The sequence below is a fragment of the Bacillus sp. FJAT-29814 genome, from assembly GCF_001510715.1.
Classification (GTDB): domain Bacteria; phylum Bacillota; class Bacilli; order Bacillales; family Cytobacillaceae; genus Neobacillus.
This window is the reverse complement of sequence record NZ_LMTJ01000007.1, coordinates 215892-240198: the sequence shown is the minus strand read 5'-3', so window position 1 is coordinate 240198 and position 24307 is coordinate 215892. Positions and strand designations below refer to the sequence as shown.

Below are 24307 nucleotides of genomic sequence, written 5' to 3'. Positions count from 1 at the left end.
TGATTTTCTTGGTCGAAAAAAACATTTTAACACGGATCATGATTGATGACCTTTCTTTTTACACAATTATATAGACTTAATCGCTCTACGTGCCCAATTTGTGCGAAAGAAAGAGAAACTGGTCACGTAGGAGAGTTTTACGTGCCCAATTTGGCTGTGAAATGGAGAAACCGGTCACGTAGGAGGGTTCTACGTGCCCAATTTGTGCGAAAAAAAGAGTAACTGGTCACATAGGAGAGCTCTACGTGACCTATTTGTGCGAAAGAAAGAGAAACTGGTCACGTAGGAGAGTTCTACGTGCCCAATTTGTGCGAAAAAAAGAGCAACCGGTCACGTAGGAGAGCTCTACATACCCAACTGGCTAAAAAAAGAGTACTCCACTTATTTCAAACACCAAAGACGTTTTGGGACTTTTTGTTCCAAACGCGACATAGCCTCACCTCTCATCAAACGTTCTCTCCGATTTTTCCTCTAAACGCTTCATGCCCGTACTTTGATAACCAAGATACTTCATACCAAAGACAATTCGGTTGCTGCCTAGTTCATAGGAATGGAACTCAATCTATTAAATAATAGGTAATATTGAGGTAAAATATCTATGGAACAGTATTTTTTTACTAGTAAGCTTGTATTTAAGTGTTTGAATGTGTAAGGGGTGTTTTTTTTGAAAGGGTCTTTAAATAGTACCTATCATTTAATAGATGAAATGACGGATAAAGAGTATAAAGGATTTCGTGAAAAGGTTAAGCAATGGGGCGGAACGTTCATCTATCAAAATTTACAAAAGGGCAATGCGTTTTGTGTGGTGAAGAGCGGGGATGCTGCTTCCCGAATTAAATTTGAATATGAATTTAGGCAAACGGCAGAATACCGGTTGACGAAAGAGTATGAGATGGAGCAAAAGGTAGAATTTTATTCAAAGGCAATAAATGAGGGGTGCTTTCATTGGTCGGAGGAGTATCTGGAGACGTTATTTTATGGTCATGGTTCAGATACGCCTGAGCAAAAGGACGATTCTTGGGAGCTTCTCGTTATCCTCTTAAATGAAGGATTACTTCGTGTGAGGGTGGAGGATTATCCGGTTGTACCCATTCCTCGTGAGCGTACACAGGAGAGATTGGAGTATGAACGATTTCTCAAAAAACAGGAGGATTCGGTGCCTGGTTATCTTGCCTGGTGCGGCCGGAATTGGCTCAACGGAAAGGGAGAGAAGCAGCCCGCTTATGACCATTCAAAGGCATTGCTAGTTGCCCCGGAACTAAAAATGGCCATGAAGCTAGGTGAGGGTAATCCCTATCAAATCATTTATAAAATACTAGAGGCGGAGGACTGGAATACTTATGTCCACCTGCCATATGGTCCATTAAACAAATTGTATATTTTTGAAGCCACCGAACTGTTTTATCACTGGCTGCAGTATCACCGGTATGGATCGCATTTCGAGGAACCATCCATGGAACAAAAGCTGCTATCCTCCTATATTTATCACTTAAGAGGCAGTGTAAAACTCCGAAGAGATCTTGCTCAATTAGTTGCCAAGCAGCAAAAAGGGACCGAATCAGGTGCTGCAGGCAATAAAGGTCTGCTTGATGAGTATGATGAGGGGACTCTATTTGAATTAGAGGATGCCGTTAAGATTATTCAGGATATAAAGGATGGAGAGATTTCCGTAGAACTTCTTGAGATTCTCATCAACCAAGGGGTCCTCAAGGCGCAGCGGATCAGGGATATTTGGGTCGTATCGAAACAAAATCTATTGGATTACCTAGAGGCAACAGAGGTTCAAGAAGAGGCAGAACTGGAGACAAAACCTGCTGTTGCTCCACCTCTAAAAGTGACACCTGCAAAGAGTAAACAGAAATCAACCGTCGAAGGGCTTACCTTGGAAGAAGTGAGTGAATTTATTAAAAATCATTCCACAAACGGAAGGGGCATCGCTCCGACCATTCGGACAATCAAACATTTAATCCGGACTGGGGAGTTAAAAGCACAAAAAAGAAATAATAATTGGTTGGTCACCAAGCAGGATTTAGAAAAATACCTACAGTCTCAACAAAAGGCAGTGGCTTCCTATAAAAAGAAGAAAGAGGTCTCGGAAAAAGCATCTTCCAAGCAAAATGGTTGGACTGATACGATGGATCAAATTTTGGTAAAGCATGTGCTTGACGGGTTGATGCAAGGGAAGAAATTTGATGAAATCTTTCGCGATGGAATCAAGGAAATTGGCATGGACGGAAAACAGTGCAAAAACCGATGGTATATGAAGTGGTCCTACAAATGCAGGCATGATGTCGCCAAAATAAAGGAAGAAGCTTCTAGACGGGAGAAGCTCAAAATGCAAAATAAGGAACCGTTGGTTAAAAAAAGTGAAATAAAGAAAACGAAGAAACCTAATGATCCACATACTTATCATTGGACGGAAGACAAGGCAAGAATCCTGATTTCATCGATACTGGAGGGGACGCGGGAAGGACGAGGGTTAATGGAAATACTGGATGAAGTCTCTCAGAATATTGGAATCTCAGCCTCTGCTTGCCAATCCTATTGGTATAATAAAGCGCCAAAGCAATACAAAGAGGAATTTAAACAAATTAAGTCAGCTCAAGAAAATTGGTCTGCAGAAGAAGTTCAACTTTTGGACCATCTCATATCGGTGGAATATGCGCATCTTACACCTCTAGAAGTCCTTCCAATCGCAAGTCAACGATTGAAAAAGCATATAGATGTCGTGAGGAGAAAATTGTTTTCTTTACTAAGAGAGAAACAAGGCGATGGGGTCAGAGGATCGTTCTAAAAAACAAGAAACCACCCTTACGCCGTTGCAAGCTAAAAGGTGTTTCTCAATAATTGATATTTCATTTTTGAAGACATATACTTTTTTTGAGTAGGAAAACCCTTACAGGGATGGGAGGAATGATGAAAATGAAATACAGAAGGTTAGGAAAAAGCGGCTTAAAAGTAAGTGAAATTAGTTTAGGCAGTTGGTTAACGTATGGGAAATCAGTGGAAGATGGTGTGGCTGAAAAGACTATACATAAAGCGTACGAATTAGGGATTAACTTTTTTGACTCTGCCAATGTATATGAGCGCGGTCAAGGTGAGCGCGTGATGGCTCAAGCCTTAAAGGAGTATCCGCGTGAGTCGTATATCATTACAACAAAGGCATTTTGGCCAATGGGAGATGGGCCGAATGACCGTGGCTTATCCAGAAAGCATGTAATCGAACAAGTAAATGCCAGCTTAAAGAGAATGAACTTAGATTATGTCGATATTTTTTACTGCCATCGCTATGACAAAGAAACCCCAGTTACAGAAACGTTAAGGGCCATTGATGATTTGATTCGTCAAGGGAAAATCCTCTATGCGGGTGTAAGCGAATGGAGTGCAGCCCAAATTGAAGAAGCCATTCGTGTGGCTGATCAATTTTTGCTAGACCGGATTGTGGTGAACCAACCGCAATATAACATGTTCCATCGTTATATTGAAAAAGAAGTCATCCCTGTGAGCGAAAAATACGGCGTAGGACAGGTGGTCTTTTCTCCGCTTGCTCAAGGGGTGTTAACAGGAAAATACAAGGGTAATAGCATTCCTGAAGATAGTCGGGCATCAAACGAATCCATTAATAGCTCTATGAAAAGAATGCTGAATGAGACGATTTTTGGAAAAGTGGACCAACTGGAGAAATTGGCCGGTGAGTTGGGAATCACATTGCCTACTCTTGCTTTGGCATGGATTTTAAGACAGCCAAATGTTTCAAGTACATTAATTGGTGCAAGTAAACCAAGTCAAGTGGAGGAAAACGTGAAAGCCATCGACGTTCAACTCTCAGATGAGGTTATTCAAAAAATCGAGGGCATTTTAGAATAGTCATTTTTAATGAAAGGGGGCCAAGCATCATGGCCCCCTTTCTCTGATATTGGGATCAGACCCCCGTTCAATACTCTTTCTGTTAATTCATGTTCGGTATCAATAAAGTTGGAAAGTCCTCCCATTTTCTTGTTTAGCAAACTGAGGATTTTGCCCACATGCATAATCGTTGTGGTAAACTTTCTAAAAAAGGAAGAGGTCATGTATAAGGGAAGGTGATTGGTTTGAATCCGGTGGGTATTTCGCTTCGTGAGGTGCTTCGGCTTCCAGTTATGAGTAATGCGAGGGTGCTAAGTGGGGAAGCAGGTTTGGATCGGGTTGTCAGGTTTATTGATATTATGGAGGTGCCGGACTTGAAAGGCTGGCTTCGGGAAGGGGAGCTCTTGTTAACAACGGCCTATTCGATCCGGCATGATCCGATGCTGCTTCCCGGTTTGGTGGAACAGCTGGCACTGGCATCGGCAGCGGCACTGGCCATTAAGCCGGGACGTTTTTTGCATGATGTGCCAATCGAAATGATCCAAATGAGCAATAAATACAGTTTGCCGATTATTCAGCTGCCGAATACGATTCCCTATATGGATATTACTCACGCGGTGATGGAGCAAATTATCGATAAACAAGCTTCCCTGCTCCGCATGTCGGAAGGGATTTACAAGGATCTCACCTCATTGGTGTTGGATAATCGCGGCATTCAGGCGGTTGCGAATAAGGTTTCTTCTTTGTTGAATTCAAGCATTCTACTGGTCGATAAGACAGGGGACATCATTGTTTCCTCGCCGACAGATACCAAAGAAATCCCCAGTGCACATCTGCGTTCTTGGAATATTACAGTGGATCAGCAAGTCGAAGGGAAACTATTTATTGAAAAAGATGAGTTAGATGATTTTGAGCTTGTCTGTGTGGAACAAGCGAGACTTGTGTTCTCTTTGGAGTTAATGAGAAGAAAAACCGCTTTGGAAACAGAATTGAAGCTGCGCGGTGATTTTATTGATGAATTATTAAGCGGATTGATGTTATCCAAACAGATTATTATCAATAAAGGAACACAGCTTGGTCTAAAGCCGGAGCTATTATGGGAAATTGCAATTGTTGAGTATAGGAGTGAAAAAGCTCCATTATTTATCGAAACGCTCAGAGAGTTGATTAAGGATGGATCCCAAAGGCGGAGCACGAGGTCCTATGTTCATGTGCTCCCGGAACGAGTTGTGCTATTGCTTGCCTCGCTGGATGACGACCGGGGCGTGCAGAATCTGGCCCAAGACGACGATTCTTGGACAGGTATTCTGGCTCTATTTTTGGGAAAATGGAAGGGGGCTCGAATCGGGTTTGGCGGACAAACCAAGCTTTGGGAGTTAAACCGGAGTTACCTGGAAGCCAAAAAAGCGATTGCGTTAGGAACACGGATCAATCCCCAGCAACAGGTTTATCGATATAAAGACATCGAGCTCTTCCAATTATTAATGGATACCTCCAAGACTGTGGAAATGGACAAGTTTGTCGAAAAGAAGCTTAGCATTCTTCAACAATATGACAAAGATCATCAAGCGGGTTTAATCAAAACGTTATATTTCTATATTCATACGAACGGAAGTCTTATGGAAACAGCTAAACACCTATTTATTCATCGAAACTCGGTAAAATATCGAATCGACAAAATAAAAGAATTGTGCGATATCAATTTAGATAGTTTTCAGGAAAGGTTTTCCTATTACTATTGTATTGGTTATTCTTATTTGTATAAAAACAATGAGTAAATGAGGACCTTTGTGCTCTGCGCACAAAAGGTCCTTGTTTTTTTGTTTTTTAGGAACATTGTCGAATTAGCGCTAATTATCTAGAATATATAAATATTCAATAAATTCTATTGATTCAGAGAATAGGTTGAATAGGACGAATAAAGGGGGAGAGAGAGATGATTGGCGTAATCCGTGTATTTACCACTGATAAGGAAGACATTCTTCACCAGCACGGGAATGTGATCACGAAAACCTACCAGGTGCCTACAGTGAATAAATGTATTCCAGATCAGCCGTTGGGAATTTTTAATGATGAAACAGAACAACTCGCTGTTCCTAAGATTGTTCAATTAGGCCAGGAACTGGAGCAGGAGGGATGTCGTGTCCTTGTAATTAGCTGTGCTGCTGATCCAGCCATTCACGAACTGCGAAAGGCCGTTTCCGTTCCGGTCATTGGGGCAGGAAGTGCCGCCGCGCTAACAGCATTGGCGATTGGGGAACCAGTGGGGGTACTCGGAATTACCGAAACTCCTCCGGCTGTTGTAGAAAATCTGTTGGGACCGTTACTCGTAGGGAATCTCCGGCCAGAAGGCGTTACCAATACAACTGATTTACTGACTCCTGCTGGTCGGGAAAAAGCTGTCGCCGCAGCTCAACAGCTAGTCAATCAAGGGGCCAAAGTGATCATGTTTGCTTGCACTGGTTTTTCCACGATTGGTCTTGCTGACGTGTTACGGAAAGAATTACATGTTCCGATATTAGATGCCGTAGAAGCTGAAGGCATGTTTGCTTCCAACGTATACAAACAAATGGTACCGGCAAACGTAAACTAGGTCAGGATCCATGACGTGAGCAGCTAGCTTTTGGCATTTGAAAGAGGGTACTTTATTGGTTAAATCCTACACGATACTCTTATTTTGTGTTTTTGTCTGGGCGGGGAATTACTTGGCCCGGCAGTTCCTATTAAAAGAATTCAGTCCGTTATTTCTATCTGCTTTTAGTTTAACTGTCATTTCATTTTTCTTTATTCTAGTGTCAATCCTTTCGAAATCATTTGTAAAAGTAAAACCCAGAGAGTTTGTGCTGCTTAGCGGGGCCGCGCTCATTGGTTTAGTTGCAAATCAGGTTTTCCTTTTTACAGGCTTAAAGTACTCCTCAGCAGCCAATGCATCATTGATTTTCAGCCTATCACCCATTATTACCGCTTTTCTGGCGGGTGTTTTTTTAAAAGAAAAAATTACGGTCCGCATGATTATCGGAAGTTTGATTGCGATTATCGGAATTTACCTAGTGTTAGCGGTAAAAGGACAGTTTGTCTTTTCGAAAGGGGATTTGCTCCTGTTCGGAGGAGCGGCAACCTTTTCGTGCAACCTCATTTTTGTCCGCTTGTTATCCGAGCGATTGTCTACTCTCATCATTACAACCTATAGTTTTATCCTAAGTGCAGCCATTTTCGATCCATTTATTTTATCGGGTACGAGCGTGGCATGGAATAAGTCACTGCCGCTTTGGGTCATTGCTGCCGCATCCGTGATCATTGGTCAAGGGTTGACCACGCTTATGTGGAATAAAGCCATGAATGATGTGGGTGCAGCGAAAGCAGCGATTGTCTTGAATTTGCAGCCGTTAATGACGATGCTACTAGATTATTTAATTTATCAAACCTTGATCACCACGCAGCAAATGTTCGGGGCGGCCCTTGTCTTTGCAGGTATCCTCCTCGGTACAATTCAAATGGGGATGGTCTTTAAGAATAGAGCCATTTCCGGCGATGTAATGGTTACCCACAACAAGACGACTGACTGACTTAACTGCTTTGAACTTTTTAAGCTATTATTTTTTATAAAAATTATATTTCGACCATTTTAGTTAGGGGGAACCAATGTGAATCATGAAGAAAATGAGAAAAACCATCCGCGTTTGTTTGAACCGGTCACACTGATCTTAACCGTTGTAACAGCCGTATTTGGTGCGATTATCGGGATGCAGATTATTACCAGTCTCGGTGTCACTCCCAATACATCGATTATAGGTGCACTGATCGCGATGTTAATTGCGAGAATTCCAGTCACTATATTCACCAGGTTTAAATCGATTCATCGTCAAAACCTGGTGCAAACCTCGATTTCTGCCGCCACCTTTGGTGCAGCGAACTCGTTGCTGATTCCAATCGGGATTCCGTTTCTCATGGGAGAGCCGGACTTAATTATTCCGATGTTAATTGGTGCCGCTCTGGCAATGTTTGTTGATGCCGCCATTCTTTATAAAATTTTCGACTCAAAGCTCTTCCCTGCAAAGGGGACTTGGGCTCCTGGTGTTGCTACTGCCGAATCGATCCTGGCAGGGGACAAGGGCGGTAAACGTGCCGGTCTTCTTGGTGTAGGTATTGTGATTGGTATTATCGGTTCTGTTTTAAAAATTCCGATGTCTGCCTTCGGGGTAGCCTTTATCGGTAATATCTGGGCCCTGACGATGTTTGGGATTGGTCTTCTAGTAAGGCAATATTCTGTTCCGGTATTTGGTGTTGATGTCAATGCCCTTTATATTCCTCACGGATTAATGATTGGTGCCGGTATAGTCGCCTTAATTCAAGTTTCCAAGCTGATTTTTTCAAGACAGAAGCCAACTCCGCCCTCTAGCAGGAACGAGGTGGCAGCTGCTGTCGAAACGGTGGCAGATGCAGAAGATTCAACGTTAACCCGTCCAATCAACGATGCTCGAAAAGCGTTGGGAGTAGGGTTCCTGGCCTACCTTGTCATCGCTTTGATTATCGCACTTACCGGTGGACTGATGACGGATATGTCACTAGGCATGTTAATTGGTTTCCTATTCTTTGCGGCGTTTGCAGCGTTCGTCCATGAAGTCATTGTAGGGATTGCAGCAATGCATTCAGGTTGGTTCCCTGCGTTTGCGGTAGCGTTTATTACCCTTTTAATTGGGATGATGATTGGTTTCCCTCCGTTGGCGCTTGCGTTACTTGCAGGCTTTAGTGCAGCGACTGGCCCCGCCTTTGCCGATATGGGGTATGACTTTAAAACAGGGCATATCCTTCGCGGACGCGGGGCAGACAGGGAATATGAGCTTGCTGGAAGAAAACAGCAGTATATTACCGGGATGGTTGCGTTTGGTGTGGCACTGATCACTGTTCTTGTGACGTATAAAGCATATTTTGCGCAAAATTTAGTTCCGCCGATTGATGCCGTGTATGTTTCTACGATTGAAGCGGGTACGTCGATGGAAGTAGCGAAGCAGTTGTTGATTTGGGCAATTCCGGGGGCGATTCTTCAGTTGATCGGCGGTCCAAGCCGTCAATTGGGTGTTTTGTTTGCCACAGGTTTATTGATTCTAACACCTTTTGCAGGTTTTGCAGTATTAACGGGTATTCTGATCCGGATTGTTTGGAGAAAGCTGAAGGGTGCCGAAGCGGATACACCAATGAGTATTTTGGCAGCAGGCTTTATCGCTGGTGATGCATTGTTTAGTTTCTTCAACTCCGTATTCAAAATGGGTAAGTGAGGCGAGATAGATGGCTAAAATTGAGTTAGACAAAAAAATGGTTGAGTATGCTGTTTATGGCGGAGCCGTCCTTGGCGGTGGAGGCGGAGGCTGGATTGAAGACGGCCTTCAAATTGGCAGACTGGCAGTCGATATTGGCGAGCCTGTACTTTATACCCCCGATGAGATGAAAGATGATGACCTGCTGGTAACGGTGTCCCTAGTCGGGGCACCTGCGGCAAAGGATAAATATGTGAAGCCGATTTATTATACCAAAGCTTTGGACATCCTCGCGGCAAAACTGGGTAAACCGATTCAGGGGATTATTACCAATGAAAACGGAGCTTCCACGACCGTGAATGGCTGGTTCCAATCGGCGCTTACCGGAATCCCGCTTGTCGATATTCCATGTAATGGCCGTGCGCACCCGACAGGCTCGATGGGGTCATTGAACTTGTCAGAGCAGGAAGGCTATGTTTCCCATCAGGCAGCAGTTGGCGGAAAGGGTGCACGCTATATGGAATTGAGTGTGTCAGGGTCGCTGGACAAGGCTGCGAGCTTTATCCGAACCGCTTCCATTGATGCTGGCGGGATGGTGGCAGTTGCTAGAAATCCAGTTACGGCAGCCTATGCAAAGGCAAACGGCGCCGCGGGGGGAATCCTGCAGGCGATTGAAGTGGGCGAGGCGTTGCTTGCCCACACTGGAGAGGCGGCTATTGATGCAGTGGTCCGGAAACTGGGCGGCACTGTCGCGGCAGAGGGAATCGTCACAGACTTCACCCTTGAGACGACTGGCGGTTTTGATGTAGGGAACGTCACGCTCAATGATACGTATGAACTTACTTTTTGGAATGAATATATGACGCTTGAGAAAAATGGCCAACGCTTTGGCACCTTCCCTGATTTGATCATGACCCTGGATGCAAGAACTGCAGAACCAATTGTTTCTGCTGCGATTAAAAAGGGCCAGCAAATCGCTGTCATCGTCGTTCCAAAGGAGAATCTGCTGTTAAGTACCACGATGCGAAACGAGAAGTTAATGAAGCCGGTAGAGGATATCATCAAAAAACCAATACTAGAATATTGCTTGTAAGGAAGGATGGATGGAAAAATGGTTCTGAAACAAACTTTAACCGCACTTGATTCTTTAGATAGCGCCTTTGTTAACGGTGAAAAGGTGAAGGAATTGTTCAGTCAATATTCCAATGTCACTGTGACAGTCCAAACGGTTACAGGTGAAAAAGGAAGCACGGATTTTATCAAAATCGTGATCCCGGGAACAAACGGAAAAATAAATGGCGGCGATGCCCCGACATTTGGGATTATCGGACGCCTTGGCGGGATTGGCGCCCGTCCAAGCCGGATTGGATTAGTTTCCGATGCGGATGGAGCGGTGGCTGCTGTTGCTAGTGCCCTAAAGCTTGCCGACATGCAGGTGAAGGGCGACAGCCTGAAGGGTGATGTGATCGTGACGACTCATATCTGCCCGGATGCCCCGACGCGCCCGCACGAGCCTGTCGATTTCATGGACTCGCCGGTTGATATTTTGACGATGAACAAATATGAAGTACTACCGGAAATGGAAGCTGTGTTATCGATTGACACCACGAAGGGCAATCGCGTGATTAACCATAAAGGGATAGCGATTTCGCCAACAGTCAAGGAAGGGTACATCCTTCGAGTTAGCGATGATCTATTGCGAATTATGGAAATGGCAACCGGACAATTGCCGGTGACGTTCCCGATCACGACACAGGATATTACACCATATGGAAATGACTTATATCATATCAACTCGATTCTTCAGCCGGCGGTTGCTACGGATGCACCAGTGGTAGGGGTAGCCATTACGGCACAATCGATTGTACCTGGATGCGGAACAGGTGCCAGCCATGAAACGGATATTGCCGATGCAGTCCGTTTTGCGGTAGAAGTGGCCAAAGAAGCGACCGCAGGAACATGCGAGTTGTACAGCAAAGATGAGTTTACTAGAATCACAGAGTTATACGGTTCAATGAAAGTATTACAAACCATGGGGCAAAAAACAGCTCAACGGTAAGCAGGAGGAGGGCGGTGTGTGCCCTCCTTTTTCAATCTATTATGGAGGTGTTGATCGTGAAAAAGCTTGGAATGATTACAATTGGCCAGGCACCGCGAACAGATATCGCGCCAATCATTGAGAGGTACATAGCAGGAAGGGCGGAACTGGTGCAGGTAGGCGTTTTGGATGGGATGACGAAAGAGTATATTGAAAGAACCTTATTCCCGGAAAAGGGCGATTATGTCCTGACCTCCCGATTGGTCACCGGCGAGTCCGTGGTCATGTCGCGTGAAAAAATTAAACCAATTTTACAGGAAAAGATTACGTTTTTGGAGCAAGAGGGGATTGAGCAAATTCTCCTTCTCTGTACAGGAGTCTTCCCAGGCCTGACAACGACGACGTCCTATCTGATTGAGCCGGACCATATTATCCCGCCTACGGTGAAAGCGCTTGTCGGGAAGCGGCGCTTTGGGGTCATTGTCCCGCTTGAGGAACAGAAGGAAACGTTATATCCAAAATTCTCTCCGTTTGGGCTAGAGCCGTTTTTTGCGGTTGCCTCACCATACAATCCTAATGCTGCGGATTATGCGGCGGCTGCGGTGGAGTTAGGTGAGAAAGTGGATATGATCTTACTCGATTGCATGGGCTATACTGAGGAAGCACGGGAGCTGATTGCCCGGCAAACCGGGCTGCCGGTCATCTTGTCGAATGCCATTATGGCCAAATTAGTCTCAGAAATGATTTAGAAAAAGGATGCGAGAGCAATGAATCAATCATTAGTGGAAGTTAGTAAAAATGTCCTTCGGGCATGTTTAGCATTAAAAGAAAATGAAACGTTTCTGGTCGTGACGGACGATGTAAAAAAGAATCTGGCGGAGGCGTTATATGAGGCAGGAAAGCTGCTCGGTGCTGAAGCGATGCTTGTGGTCATGAATGAGAGAGCAAAATCAGGGGAAGAACCGCCGGCTCCAATAGCTGCCGCGATGGCAGGGGCGGATGTTGTCGTCTGTATCACCGAGCACTCCCTGACCCATACCCAGGCCAGAAAGAAGGCTGCTGCAGCAGGGGCCCGATTGGCGACGATGCCGGGGATTACCGAGGATATGTTTTTAGAAGGAGCGATTTCAGCGGATTATTCCGAAGTCAAGCTGATCACAGAAAGTGTGACCGACATACTTACAGGCGGCGAATCTGTCAGGATTGAAAAAGATGGCTATTCCTTATCTTTTTCGATTAAGGGCCGGGATGGTGTCCCAAGTACTGGAATGTATGTGAATCCGGGTGAGTCCGGTAACCTGCCTTCTGGGGAAGCCTATATCGCACCTGTCGAAGGTTCGGCAAATGGCCAAATCTTAATTGATGGCTCTATTGCCGGGATTGGAAAATTGTCCTCGCCGGTTCTTCTCACAATTGTTAGTGGACGGATTGTTCAGGCTGATGGGGATGAAGGCGCGAAATTGCTGGAAATCTTGGGAGATGGCGATGGCAGGCAGCTCGGTGAATTTGGAATTGGCACGAACAATAAGGCCCGCATTACCGGTGTCGTTCTTGAGGATGAGAAAGTATACGGAACGATTCATGTCGCCTTTGGCAGCAATAATACTTTCGGCGGCGTCATCTCTGCCGGTGTTCACATTGATGGCGTCGTCAAGGATCCGGATATTTATATTGATGATGAAGTATTGATGGTCAGCGGGGGATTTAAGAAGTAAATTTTTTGAAAAAAGGTTTAGCGTAGAGGGGGTGGAACCGTGAACAACACAAGCAAAATGATAAAAAACAGGGTCGAGCTGGAAGGAATTAATTTGGCCGGAGACATTTTGAACGAAACGATAGAGGTTTTAACAAGCCATGAGTCTGTCCGGGGATTTTTGCCGAATTCGCTACCTGAAGGGATGTTACAGGCGATTACGACGGCGGCACGCAGTGCACCAACCTCCTCCAATCTTCAAGCCTATAGTATCGTGATCGTAAAGGATGAACAGAGAAAAGATCGATTGGCGGCTTTGTCAGGAAACCAGCAGTTTATTCGTGAGGCACCCGTGTTTCTCATCTTTTGTGCGGATATTTATCGATTAAAATATGTTACTGGCCGGCAAGGGTACAAATTTGCCGCTGACACACTTGAGATGTTTCTGCTTGCAGCAATGGATGCCTCGCTTGCCTTACAAAACGCACTGGTGGCTGCAGAGTCACTCGGTCTTGCTGGCGTACCTGTTGGTTCCATCCGCAATGATCCGCAATCAGTCGTGAAGGAGCTTAACCTGCCTAAAGGGGTTTTTGCTGTTGCTGGTTTGTCCATCGGATATGAGCGGGAGGGAGTTAGGCGGGGAGTGAAACCTCGCCTTCCCGAACAAGTGACGGTGCATGAGGAACAGTATTCCACTGAAGGAATCGACCTATTATTTGACGAGTACGATCAAACGATGATTTCAAGAAGAACCTATGACGGACGCCGGGTTTCTCTGGCAGGCGAACCGGAGAAACATGGGCTCGAGTACGGCTGGTGTGAGCACACCGCCCGCCGGTGCACCCGGCCTGAGACCATTGCCGTTTCTGCAAGCTTGCGGGAGAATTTACGCTGCATTCTGGAAGAGCATGGGTTTTCATTGCGATAGAAGGGGGGAAGTTGTTAAGTGGAAGTAATCGAAGCGGTTAAGACAAGGCGGAGTGCCCGATCATTTGATGAAAGAGCATTACCGCAAGAAGTGGTGGAAGCCATTGAACAAGCGATTTTGCACAGCCCATCAGGGAGCAATGCACAGGAATCGCATTTTGTGATTGTACAGGATAGGGACCAAATAAAGAGGATAAAACGATTTGCCCCAGGGTTATCGGGCGAACCGGCCGCTGTTGTTGTATTGTGTTCCAATGCTAGTGAGTCTCTGGTGCGGGGAGGTGTTGATACCGCCGAAGTTCTCCGGTTTGTTAACCTTGGGATTGCGGCTGCTTATATTCTGCTGGCTGCTCATTCGGATGGTGTTGGCAGTTGCCCCGTTCGTTCGTTTCATAAGGATTCGATTAAGAAAATCCTTGTCCTTCCGGATGAAGTGGAACCCGAGCTTCTGATCAGCCTGGGATACGCCGATGCACCACCCCGTCCGAAGACAAGCAAGCAAGTCCAGGAGGTGATTTCCTATGACTACTACGGAGACAACTAAAGCAATGGCCTTACAGGAGCACCTCCGCGATTATGTTGCCTATACGTTAACAAGCGCCAAGGGTTTGTACCGTGAACCACTAAGCTATGGACCGATGCGAATGATCGATTCTATGGAACGGGCACTGCGTCTGCTCCAAGAAGCAGGCATAAAAGACGATGCGCTTGAAGCAGGCCTGGAATCTTTAAGAAAAGAACGCTGGCGGGCCATGAATGATCCGGAAGGGTTTGCAAAAGCGATCGACGGTGCCGTTTTGAATTTGGTGGAACTTACTATAAAGTAGAGCTGAGATTGGGGGCCGTTTAGAAGGATATTTTGCGAAAAGGCCCGACTAGCGGAAAGATGAAACCGGTCACGTATGGAGCCTCTACGTGCCTAGTAGACGGTTCTTAAGTGGAAAATCGGAAGTTTTACGCGTAAAAAAGGCACAGCTAGTGGTTTAAGTTAGCTGTGCCTTTGTGCTTTTTATGTGTTAAATCCATTTGCGCAAAATTTTTGATTGCCCAAGAAGAATAAAGCCGCGGCCCCGGACTACGAGAATTTAATGGTTTACAAAATTTCCATATAGTGGGGACAAAACAAATTCTTCATCGGTCATAAGGAATTCATGGCTTTGCATCAATCTAGTTTCGAGAGAGGCAGATATGGACGAAGATGAGTATGAACAAACGGACATTATTCCCATATCTTTGATGCTACAATCGGCCACCTTTTCATGTGCCGCTAATTCAGCTTCTATATTTTCTTGATTTCTCCATTGAACATTGGCCCATGTACGAACCGAAATATGATCATTTCGTAAAGGGGATAGGATCTTTCCAAAGTGTTCCACTATGTTATGAGATATGAAATTACCATGATTATTATAAAATGTATCATTATCAATATATGATATTAGTTTTTGTTCTTCTTTTGAGAATAATTGACGAATCAGTTTGCCTGCTTCAACATATACAGAAGCATTTTCAATTATCATTATGTGATGATGATGGTAAATGCCTGCTTTTATATATGCCATTAAGTTTTTAAGATATATCTCTTTTTTGTTATATAGATATAATATATGCGCGGTGTCGGGGACATTAATATATTTTGTGAGTGGAAGGGTTTTCTTCAAAATTTATCTTTCCTTTCATTGGAAAATTTCAAAGGAATGTCATTATAAGTTCTCTTGAATGTAAAGTGAAGGTAAGATTGTCGCTGTTTTATATAAGCGTGAATCTAAAATTTCCCTATCGGTCATTAGATACGGATATTTTCTCATCAAATCGATATGGGCGCTAGCTGTGATCATCGTGCTATTGTATGAGACGACAAACAAAGAATCATTAGTCAAAAAGTTTTTTAATAAAGAACCATAATAATTTGGATTTCCTTTGACCCAAACATTAATTTCTTTTTCATCGTTTGTTAATAATGAATTTAGTCTACTAAACACATCTTCTTCGCTAAATTCCTCCAGGCTAATAAACGTTACGGACTCTTCGTTGTTTTTATCAAAGGTTTTATTGAAATTTTGTTCGTAGATCCTCAAGTTCTCTTTATAATCAAAAAGAAAACACTGCCTGCCATTTTTAACTCCTGAAAGTAAAAATGTATTGGCATGTTGATAATAAACATCCACATTACTAAAAAGGTAAAGGACAAGACCCGTCCTATTGCTAAAAGCCTCTGTAGTAGTTGGATTTAGAATGGTTACTTTAGGCGAATGATAATCTTTAAGTGATGGATTAAAGTCCTCTGGAAAAAAATCCATTGGATCAAACCCTAATAAATGGGCAATACTTTTTGCCACATTAATACTTGGGTTGCGTCTTCCACTTTCAATTTGTGCATAGTAAGCTCTGTCGATAAAAGCAGCAGAGGAAATGTGCTTTTGTGTCATCTGTTTTGATTTCCTAAGTTTGATTAACCATTCTCTCTTCATGCTTCCTCCCACCATTAGTATTGATCACACCAGATTATTATTATTTAAAAATAATATTTTAAAGATTTGTATACATTTAATATAAGCATAAGAAGTAAAGGCTTACTATGCTACATGTTTGGACTTTTTGGATACTAATGGAATTTCAGTTCATCTAGTATAACAAACAATACACCTGTACAAATGTTGCGAAATGCCACATTTGTTTTGACGTGTTTGTCATTATTAGGTAATAAGAACAAGAAATAATCGCTTTTACACTCCCTTCCTAGTGGGAAATAGGTGGGAATTTCTACAAAATGTTGCAGTTTGCAACATTTTTCGACATGTACAATCAATTAAAATATTCACAAGGACTTATTCGTCTCACGAAAGAGTAACCTCTATTTTGAAAAAGGTTAGACCTTTAAAAACGAAACTACGTAAAAATGAATAAAAGGAAATACAATGGGACAGGAGGTTTAAAATGGCAGATGGTTCTTATCAGGAGCCGCTTTTACAACAAGCGATAGATTATGTCAGTTCTTTAAATGTCAGTATTTGGTCTGAAAATCTACTAAATAATAAAATTATTTGTTCTACATGCATTGAATCAATCTGTGGTTACACTGCGGAGCAATTGGAGACAAGAGAAATAAGGTGGGAAGATTTAATCCTCCAAGAGGACTTGGATTTATATACAAGTAAACAAAGAACATTAATCGAAGGTAAAAAGATAAAGGCCGATTACCGGATTAAACATAAAAATGGTGATATAAGATGGGTACGAGATGAAACCATTCCAGACTTGGATACAAGCCGCCGTTTAATTTGTCTAAATGGAATCATTAAAGATATTTCAGAGCAAAAAAAATATGAGGAAAAGATGAATCATTTAGCCTTTTATGATTATTTGACAGCTCTCCCGAATAGGCGACTGGTCGATAAGGTATTAAAGGATGTTGTAAAAGAATCTTCTCAACCCTACGATAATAAAACATTTGCGGTAATGTGCCTGGATTTGGATGGATTTAAACGGATTAATGATACCTTTGGACATCTAATCGGTGATCAATTATTAATTGAAGTTTCCAAAAGAATAAAGAGCATAATCGACCAGAACGACATTATTGCGAGAATGGGAGGAGACGAATTTTTACTGGTAATTGAATATGCAAAAGACAATTCTAAAAAGGTGATTTCGATTGCAAATAGAATCATTAATTCCTTTGAGGAATCTTTTCATATTAATCAGTATGAACTATTCATTAGCACCAGCATTGGCATTACATATTTTCAAGGTGAAAAGGAAAATCAAGACCTTATAAGGAAGGCTGATAGTGCTCTATATCGGGCGAAATCAACTGGAAAGAATAACTATAAAGTTTATACTACTGCTATGAATCGAAAGTTCTTGAAACAATATAACCTAGAAAAAGATTTAAGAAAAGCTTTCAATAAAAATGAACTTCTTATGTATTATCAACCGAAATTTAACACCCGGAATAGAAAAATAGTAGGTTTGGAAGCCCTTATTCGGTGGAAGCACTACCAGCATGGATTGACATTGCCAGGTGAATTTATTCCAGTGGCAGAAGAAAGTAATTTAATTCTTAAACTTACAGAATGGACGTTTCGAGCGGTTTGTATTCAGATCAAACAATGGGAAAAAAATAATGTAAAACTCGTCCCCGTCTCCATCAATATCTCACCTAAGTTTTTTCTAAAAAACCACTGGGATGACACACTTTTGCAAATAATCAAAGAAATCAATGTTGATCCAAATTTATTAGAAATAGAGATTACGGAAAGTTCCCTGATCCAAAATGAGGAACATTTTACAGCAGGGATCTTGAGATTGAAAAAAGAGGGAATAAAAATTTCTTTAGATGACTTTGGCACGGGCTATTCTTCCCTTTTATACCTTCAAAAGTTTCAAATTGATACGGTTAAAATTGATCAGCGTTTCACGAAGAAATTATTAGAAAATCACGGATCTATAGCAAGATACATTATTAATTTAGCGCACGAATTAAACATGAATGTGATTGCAGAAGGAGTAGAATCAGAAGAACAGCTCACTTTCTTGTCTCTGTATGGATGTAATCAAGTTCAAGGTTTCTTATTAAGTAAGCCTGTTTCCGAAAGAGTAATGCAAAAATTATTAGCACTCTATAATTAGATTTTTTTAAAAGATAGGGGCCAAGCATCAGGGCCCCATTATCAGGTGTTGGGGGAAGACCCTTCTCAGAAATCTTTCTGTTAGGCGGTGATATAAAATCTTAAATTATGTTCGGTATATATAATGTTGGAAAGTCCCCCCATTTTCTTGTTTAGCAAACTGAGGATAGGATGATCGAAAGTGAATGATGATGAAGGCTTGATTTAGAGCAGGGTAGGTGTCGAATAAAACTCGATCACCGTATCGAATCGCGGTTAACGCCAGTGGCAATTCGCGTCTAAATATTTCATAGCGTTTGGCTGCTGCTGTTACGTTATATTCACCTTGATCGATATATAGATAAATAGAATAATATAACGATCGCCCATCTTGTTTCCATTCGCCTAGTACTTCGTCTCGCATCGGATTTATTTTTTCCCAGGCATAATGCGTTCCAATCGTCAAAAAAAGATCTCCAGTAGAATCAGAGTGTGTGAGTGTATAACGTCGAGGAATCACTGGTTCCGTGGGGGTCACTCCAGCGGTGTATGCGACAAATAGTTTTTCAGGATTAAATGGGCTCATGCCATCAACTCCATTAACATTAGTTTTTATCATGAAAGGGCTCTTTCATAAATATGTGAGTGAAGGGTAGGAAATTCTCTTGAGATTTCTTTTTAAGATATCTCTCATATAAAGCAGCCGTGCTTAAACACAAAATATCTGTTGAAATTCCAAATTACTTAGTATTTAAAAAGATCATGTAAAAAGTTGTCAAAAATACCAATTTAGTAAATAATTAGGTAGAAAAAGAGTGATATTTGTCATATGAAGTTTTTCCTATTTTGGCAAAGGCTTTTTTTCACTAATTTTGTGGTTTGGAAGGAGGAATAGGTTTTTGAAGATTAGAAGTTTCAAAGGATTGGTTGCATTTGTCCTTTTTTTACAGCTTGTCATTGTTGGACCAATTAGTGCCACGCAGCGTAGTTATGCGGCCAGCGGTACATTGGTAGAGGGACTTGTCCATCAATTTACCAGCAATGCTTGGGCCAATAGCAATCTATTTACTAGTCCAAGCGGTGATCTCTATCTATCTCATGTGAAAGGGATGAATGAGATTGCGATTAAGAAATGGGAGAATAACCAGTGGAAGGAACTAACCGCGATAACCGCTGCTGCAACTGGAGACAGTGGGTTTAACGGGGGAGTTTCGGATGTTGCCATTGATGGTAACCATACGATTTATGCGGCCTTTCTATTTTACAGGGGTTCAGGTACGACCAGTGATAGAGGCGTAAAGTATGGTATTTATAAAAATGGCAGCTGGTCGTTTGAGAAGGTTGAGAGCGCTCAAGATCCTTATGGATGGAAAAACATGTACAATCCGAAGATTGCTTTTGATTCAAATGGAAAAGCTCATATCGTTTATGTGTACAATGACGCCAATGACCCAAGGAAGTACGAAGTTCACTACGCAACCAACCAATCCGGATCGTGGGTGATTAAAACGCTTGTCAGTGGGACAAGTGCGATTGATGAAGTGCACGAACCGCAAATACAGGTTGATCAGGCTAACACCATTCACATCACGTACGTCAAAGAAGATAATCAAAATGATTATTATGGAAATGTCTATTATACGCACAAGAAGGTGAGTGACCCGAACTTTCCTGCTGTGCATGAAAAGATTATTGATTCGATAACAGATCAGAAATACTATTATCCAACACCCTTTGTCGTCGACTCCTCTGGAAAAATATATCTCTCCTATTCTGATGAAGCGTACACATCTTATTTACTTACCAACAAATCAGGTACTTGGACCAAAGAAGTCATTGACAATGATGGAATCAGTTACCCGATTAAAGCCAGCGTTATCGATAACAAGCCTTATGTCATGATGTACAAAGATACAGGCGGCCCGTCAACTTTTTTCGCGATGGTGAAGGATGCCGGAACATGGAAAAAAGGAACGAAGGAAGTTACTTCCCAGTCCATGAGTGGTTCTCCGATGGAACTAATCTCTGAAATGGATCCAGCTGGAAATATCATGATTGTAATGGAGGAAAATGGCTTAAGAAATGTAAAGTATTTATATGGCACAAGTGAAGACTTCGGCCTAAACTTTGCACCGCCGCTTTCCAGTAATGCGAATTTAAGCAGTTTGGCTGTTAGTCCCGGAGCATTGGTGCCAGGATTTTCATCAGGAACAACGAACTATTCTGTCTCGGTAGGCTATAATGTTCCAAGCATCATTGTAACCCCAACGGCTGCGGATTCGACGGCTACGATCACGGTGAACAATCAATCCGTGCCGAGTGGAGTCGGACGCGATGTTACCTTACAGACAGGACACAATCTGATTCCGGTTAAGGTGACGGCTCAGGATGGAACCGTAAAGACCTATACCATTACGGTCCAAAAAGCTGCGCCATCCAATAATGCTTTATTGGCCAATTTAACCGCCAGTACAGGGGTTTTGAATCCGCTTTTTGCAGCATCGATTAAGGACTATTCTATTGATGTTTCAAATAGCACCAGCCAAATAAAGTTTACTCCAACAACTGCCGATGCCAATGCCACCGTAACCGTGGGTGGAAATGTGGTAAAAAGCGGACAGGAATCGCCGCTAATCCATCTTGCCGCTGGAGAGAATACGATTCCGATTATTGTAACGGCTCAGGATGGCAGCACCGCAACCTATACCGTGAAGGTCAATCGGAATACCCCGCCTGTAGCAGCGGATCGCCTATTCTCAGTCGATGAGAATGCCGCCAATGGTACTGTTGTTGGAAATGTCAGTGGTAATGATCCGGATGGCCAAGCCCTGACCTATCGGATCCTCTCCGGAAATGGCAAGAATATTTTTAAAATCAATGCGGTCAACGGTGAAATCACGGTAGCGAATGGAAGTTTATTAGATTACGAAGCCACAAAAATATATTCATTAACGGTTGAAGTCAGTGATGGCTTCGATCAAACAACGGCAACGGTTACCATCAGGGTTAATGACTTGAATGATAATCACCCTGTTGCTCAAGGTTTTACAAAAAATATTGACGAAAATCTGGCCAATGGAACGGTTGTCGGTAAAGTAACGGCAACGGATCACGATGCCAATACCCATTTTTCCTACAAGATTACAGCGGGGAATGAGGATGGGGCGTTTGCGATTGACCCAAGTAGCGGTGAAGTGACTGTCGCTAATTCCGTCAAGCTTGATTATGAAACCATCAAGACCTTTGTCTTAACCATTCAAGTAAGCGATGGTGTCTATACAGCTGAAACAACGGCGACGATTGGTTTAAATAACCTAAATGACAATAAGCCGATTGCCGAAGACGCTGTATTCAACATCGATGAGAATGCGCCCAATTGGACAGTGGTTGGGAAGGTTCATGCAACGGATGCCGATGGCGATATCCTTCGTTATCAAATCCTTTCCGGCAATGAGGATGGTGCGTTCACCATCAATGCTTCAACTGGCGAAATCACGGTAGCAGATAGCCGTCAACTGGATTATGAACGGAAACGTATCTATCAATTAAGAGTGCAAGCCTTGGATACAGTGGCTCCGCAAGCTTACGATTTATATAAGGCATTATTCGATCGCTCTGCTGGAATGGAATCCGACATTGCCACCATCACAATAAATGTAAATAATGTGAACGATCATCTGCCTGTACCAAAAGGATTTACGAAAAACATAGATGAAAATTTGGCAAGAGGTACATCGATTGGGTTCGTGACCGCAACGGACGAAGATGAAGGAAGTGTTTTTTCTTATAAGCTAATAGCCGGAAACGAAGCCGGTGCGTTTGCCATCGATGAAGACACTGGGGAAGTGACGGTTGCGGACTCCACCAAACTGGACTATGAAAAGGTTCAAAGCTTTTCTTTAACCGTTGAGGTAAGCGACGGCGATCATACAGCCGTGACGATGGTGACGATTGGGCTAAATAATCTAAACGACAATCAGCCGGTGCTGAATGATGCGGTATTCGACATCGATGAAAATGCTCTAGCTGGCACGACGGTTGGAACAGTAACGTGTGAGGATGCCGATGAAGACTCGCTTCAATACTCGATTACAGCTGGCAATGAGTCTGGTGCTTTCAATATTAATAAGGAAACTGGAACGATCACAGTCGCGAATGCCGGGAAATTGGATTTTGAAAAGGTCCGAAGTTTTGTACTGACCGTTCAGGTAAGTGACGGCCTCCATACAGCGGATGCTGCGGTGGTGATCAACCTGAATAATGTCAATGACAATGCGCCGGTTGGAGAGGGTGCTAATTTTACCATTGATGAAAATAGCGCAAACGGAACTGTCGTCGGTACAGTGACAGGTTATGATGCAGACGGAGATGCATTGCATTATAAAATTACCGATGGAAACGAAACCAATGCGTTTACGATTGATGAAGACACTGGTAAAGTGGCGATAGCGGATTCGACAAAACTGGATTTTGAAAAAGTCCAAAGCTTTACTCTGACTGTTCAGGTAAGTGACGGCCTCCATACGGCGGATGTTGCGGTGGAAATCAACTTGAATAACGTCAATGACAATGCACCGGTTGGGAAGGACTTTTCTTTTACCATTGATGAAACTGCCGAAACCGGCACAAAGGTGGGAGTTGTTGAGGCCCGTGATGATGATGGAGATAGGCTCACGTATACGATTCTGTCCGGGAATGATGATGGCATTTTCGCTGTGAATGAAACGACTGGGGAAATTTCTGTAGCCGATTCTTCCAAGTTAAGTGCAAAGGAGAAGGCACTTCATGTGCTTTCGATTGGTGTAAGTGACGGTAAACATACGGGTGCTATGACGGTTACCGTGCATGTTCTCTCAAGTGACTCTACACTGAGCGGATTAATAGCCAGCGCTGGGAACCTGACTCCTGCTTTCATACCGGGAATGACTCAATATACTATTTATGTATCAAACAATGTGAAGGAGATGACATTCACTCCAACGGCGGCGCATCAGAAAGCAACGGTGAAAATGAATGGGAAACCGGTCACAAGCGGCCAAAAAACTGAATGGTTGCAGCTTGAAGCGGGGAGAAACCTTCAGACCATTGAAGTTACTTCGGAAAATGGGCAAATCACAAAGTATAATATTACAGTGATTCGCCTGAAACCGGTGATTAAGGTCATACCTGAGGAAACTGACAAAATTGTTACGGTTTCCGATGAGGAAGTGGACCTGTTGGATGACAATGGGACCCTTATTTTTGAACTGAACGGGACCCGCGCTGAGGATAAGGTGGTCAAACTTACTGCTGCCCAGCTAGCTACCTTAATCAAGAGACACGTCAGCATACAGATTTTAGGCAAGGATGTCCAGCTGCGCATCCCGGCGGCTAATTTTGCTGATAAGGGAGACGCTGCCATTAGCATAGCAAGGGTTGATAAGAATTCTGCGAACATTCCTTTTTCCAATTTGGCCGTAGGGGAGATTTATGAACTCACGATTAAACAGGGAGACACCATTATTCATCAGTTTGACCATGAGATTGAGCTTGGATTTTCTATCAATGGCCACGCCCAGCCGGAACTATTAAAGGTACACTACTTTAATGAAGCAAAGAAGGAATGGGAATTAATCGGTGGGACAGTTGCAGGCGGCCAAGTTATCGCTAAGACGAACCATTTTAGCACATTTGCCCTCTTCCAGCCTGATCATTTAGTGATTAAACCTGCCAAAAAGCCGGTAACAGGGAGCGATTTGCCGGAGACTTCCACAAGTATGTACAATTGGCTGCTTGCTGGTTTGCTCATTTTGATCCTCGGAGGCGCCATGCTCCGTATTCAGCGAGTAGGAAGAAGATAATCTATTAATTGGGGAAATACTAGATAAAAAGGACAAAGGGTAGAGAAATCCTCTGTCCTTTTTTATCGTTTGAAGTATATGCTGGGAATTTTTGGCGA

General features: G+C 43.1%; 18 protein-coding genes. 15 read left to right on the top strand and 3 right to left on the bottom strand.

Annotated elements, in window-relative coordinates; genetic code table 11:
• Window positions 1-664 precede the first annotated feature (664 nt).
• The 13 genes from AR334_RS19995 to AR334_RS19935 all read left to right on the top strand — a co-directional run bounded on the left by AR334_RS19995 (window position 665) and on the right by AR334_RS19935 (window position 14586).
• Window positions 665-2794, top strand: coding sequence for a helix-turn-helix domain-containing protein (locus tag AR334_RS19995; protein ID WP_066316306.1), 2130 nt, complete (start codon window positions 665-667; stop codon window positions 2792-2794).
• Window positions 2795-2922: 128 nt separating this feature from the next.
• The gene (locus tag AR334_RS19990) at window positions 2923-3867 is read left to right on the top strand and encodes an aldo/keto reductase family protein (protein ID WP_066316373.1); all 945 of its coding nucleotides are present in this window, start codon (window positions 2923-2925) and stop codon (window positions 3865-3867) included.
• 233 nt (window positions 3868-4100) lie between these two features.
• Window positions 4101-5624: a PucR family transcriptional regulator gene (locus AR334_RS19985; RefSeq protein WP_253701329.1), complete on the top strand. Its 1524-nt coding sequence runs from the start codon at window positions 4101-4103 to the stop codon at window positions 5622-5624.
• A gap of 158 nt (window positions 5625-5782) precedes the next feature.
• The gene (locus AR334_RS19980; RefSeq protein WP_066316295.1) at window positions 5783-6439 is read left to right on the top strand and encodes an aspartate/glutamate racemase family protein; all 657 of its coding nucleotides are present in this window, start codon (window positions 5783-5785) and stop codon (window positions 6437-6439) included.
• Between the two features lie 55 nt (window positions 6440-6494).
• A complete protein-coding gene (locus AR334_RS19975; RefSeq protein WP_066316284.1) occupies window positions 6495-7412 on the top strand; it encodes a DMT family transporter in 918 nt (305 codons plus the stop codon).
• Window positions 7413-7490: 78 nt separating this feature from the next.
• On the top strand, window positions 7491-9122 hold the full coding sequence (locus AR334_RS19970; RefSeq protein WP_066316277.1) for an OPT/YSL family transporter: 1632 nt from the start codon (window positions 7491-7493) through the stop codon (window positions 9120-9122).
• Window positions 9123-9132: 10 nt separating this feature from the next.
• A complete protein-coding gene (locus AR334_RS19965) occupies window positions 9133-10194 on the top strand; it encodes a DUF917 family protein (RefSeq protein WP_066316275.1) in 1062 nt (353 codons plus the stop codon).
• 18 nt (window positions 10195-10212) lie between these two features.
• Window positions 10213-11160 carry a DUF1177 domain-containing protein gene (locus tag AR334_RS19960; protein ID WP_066316371.1) on the top strand — a complete coding sequence of 316 codons (948 nt, stop codon included), beginning with the start codon at window positions 10213-10215 and terminating at the stop codon, window positions 11158-11160.
• Window positions 11161-11201: 41 nt separating this feature from the next.
• Window positions 11202-11888, top strand: a complete 687-nt coding sequence (locus tag AR334_RS30030; protein ID WP_066316365.1) for an AroM family protein — start codon at window positions 11202-11204, stop codon at window positions 11886-11888.
• Between the two features lie 18 nt (window positions 11889-11906).
• Window positions 11907-12854: an aminopeptidase gene (locus AR334_RS30025; protein WP_066316273.1), complete on the top strand. Its 948-nt coding sequence runs from the start codon at window positions 11907-11909 to the stop codon at window positions 12852-12854.
• 39 nt (window positions 12855-12893) lie between these two features.
• Window positions 12894-13760, top strand: a complete 867-nt coding sequence (locus AR334_RS19945) for an NADPH-dependent oxidoreductase (RefSeq protein WP_156431340.1) — start codon at window positions 12894-12896, stop codon at window positions 13758-13760.
• An 18-nt stretch (window positions 13761-13778) separates the two neighbouring features.
• Window positions 13779-14303, top strand: coding sequence for a nitroreductase family protein (locus AR334_RS19940; RefSeq protein ID WP_066316265.1), 525 nt, complete (start codon window positions 13779-13781; stop codon window positions 14301-14303).
• Window positions 14281-14586 carry a DUF6092 family protein gene (locus AR334_RS19935; RefSeq protein ID WP_066316256.1) on the top strand — a complete coding sequence of 102 codons (306 nt, stop codon included), beginning with the start codon at window positions 14281-14283 and terminating at the stop codon, window positions 14584-14586. The genes AR334_RS19940 and AR334_RS19935 overlap by 23 nt, the downstream gene beginning before the upstream one ends.
• A 258-nt stretch (window positions 14587-14844) precedes the next feature.
• On the opposite strand, the gene AR334_RS19930 is transcribed toward AR334_RS19935, so the two are convergent.
• Both AR334_RS19930 and AR334_RS29075 read right to left on the bottom strand, forming a co-directional pair.
• Window positions 14845-15420: an MEDS domain-containing protein gene (locus tag AR334_RS19930; protein ID WP_066316253.1), complete on the bottom strand. Its 576-nt coding sequence runs from the start codon at window positions 15418-15420 to the stop codon at window positions 14845-14847.
• Window positions 15421-15462: 42 nt separating this feature from the next.
• Window positions 15463-16230: a helix-turn-helix transcriptional regulator gene (locus tag AR334_RS29075; protein WP_082693039.1), complete on the bottom strand. Its 768-nt coding sequence runs from the start codon at window positions 16228-16230 to the stop codon at window positions 15463-15465.
• A gap of 466 nt (window positions 16231-16696) precedes the next feature.
• On the opposite strand from AR334_RS29075, the gene AR334_RS19920 reads away from it, so the two are divergent.
• The gene (locus tag AR334_RS19920; RefSeq protein ID WP_066316244.1) at window positions 16697-18391 is read left to right on the top strand and encodes a bifunctional diguanylate cyclase/phosphodiesterase; all 1695 of its coding nucleotides are present in this window, start codon (window positions 16697-16699) and stop codon (window positions 18389-18391) included.
• A 105-nt stretch (window positions 18392-18496) separates the two neighbouring features.
• Here AR334_RS19920 and AR334_RS19915 read toward each other — a convergent pair whose 3' ends face one another.
• On the bottom strand, window positions 18497-18955 hold the full coding sequence (locus AR334_RS19915; protein ID WP_066316356.1) for a staygreen family protein: 459 nt from the start codon (window positions 18953-18955) through the stop codon (window positions 18497-18499).
• A gap of 313 nt (window positions 18956-19268) precedes the next feature.
• Between AR334_RS19915 and AR334_RS19910 the strand changes: the two genes are divergently transcribed.
• Window positions 19269-24209, top strand: a complete 4941-nt coding sequence (locus AR334_RS19910; RefSeq protein WP_066316235.1) for a cadherin domain-containing protein — start codon at window positions 19269-19271, stop codon at window positions 24207-24209.
• Window positions 24210-24307 lie beyond the last annotated feature (98 nt).

Coding starts and splice junctions, on each gene's coding strand:
- AR334_RS30030 (WP_066316365.1), top strand. CDS start 11,202: ATGGAGGTGTTGATCGTGAAAAAGCTTGGAATGATTACAATTGGCCAG.
- AR334_RS30025 (WP_066316273.1), top strand. CDS start 11,907: ATGAATCAATCATTAGTGGAAGTTAGTAAAAATGTCCTTCGGGCATGT.
- AR334_RS29075 (WP_082693039.1), bottom strand. CDS start 16,230: ATGAAGAGAGAATGGTTAATCAAACTTAGGAAATCAAAACAGATGACA.
- AR334_RS19990 (WP_066316373.1), top strand. CDS start 2,923: ATGAAATACAGAAGGTTAGGAAAAAGCGGCTTAAAAGTAAGTGAAATT.
- AR334_RS19965 (WP_066316275.1), top strand. CDS start 9,133: ATGGCTAAAATTGAGTTAGACAAAAAAATGGTTGAGTATGCTGTTTAT.
- AR334_RS19980 (WP_066316295.1), top strand. CDS start 5,783: ATGATTGGCGTAATCCGTGTATTTACCACTGATAAGGAAGACATTCTT.
- AR334_RS19935 (WP_066316256.1), top strand. CDS start 14,281: ATGACTACTACGGAGACAACTAAAGCAATGGCCTTACAGGAGCACCTC.
- AR334_RS19960 (WP_066316371.1), top strand. CDS start 10,213: ATGGTTCTGAAACAAACTTTAACCGCACTTGATTCTTTAGATAGCGCC.
- AR334_RS19915 (WP_066316356.1), bottom strand. CDS start 18,955: ATGAGCCCATTTAATCCTGAAAAACTATTTGTCGCATACACCGCTGGA.
- AR334_RS19920 (WP_066316244.1), top strand. CDS start 16,697: ATGGCAGATGGTTCTTATCAGGAGCCGCTTTTACAACAAGCGATAGAT.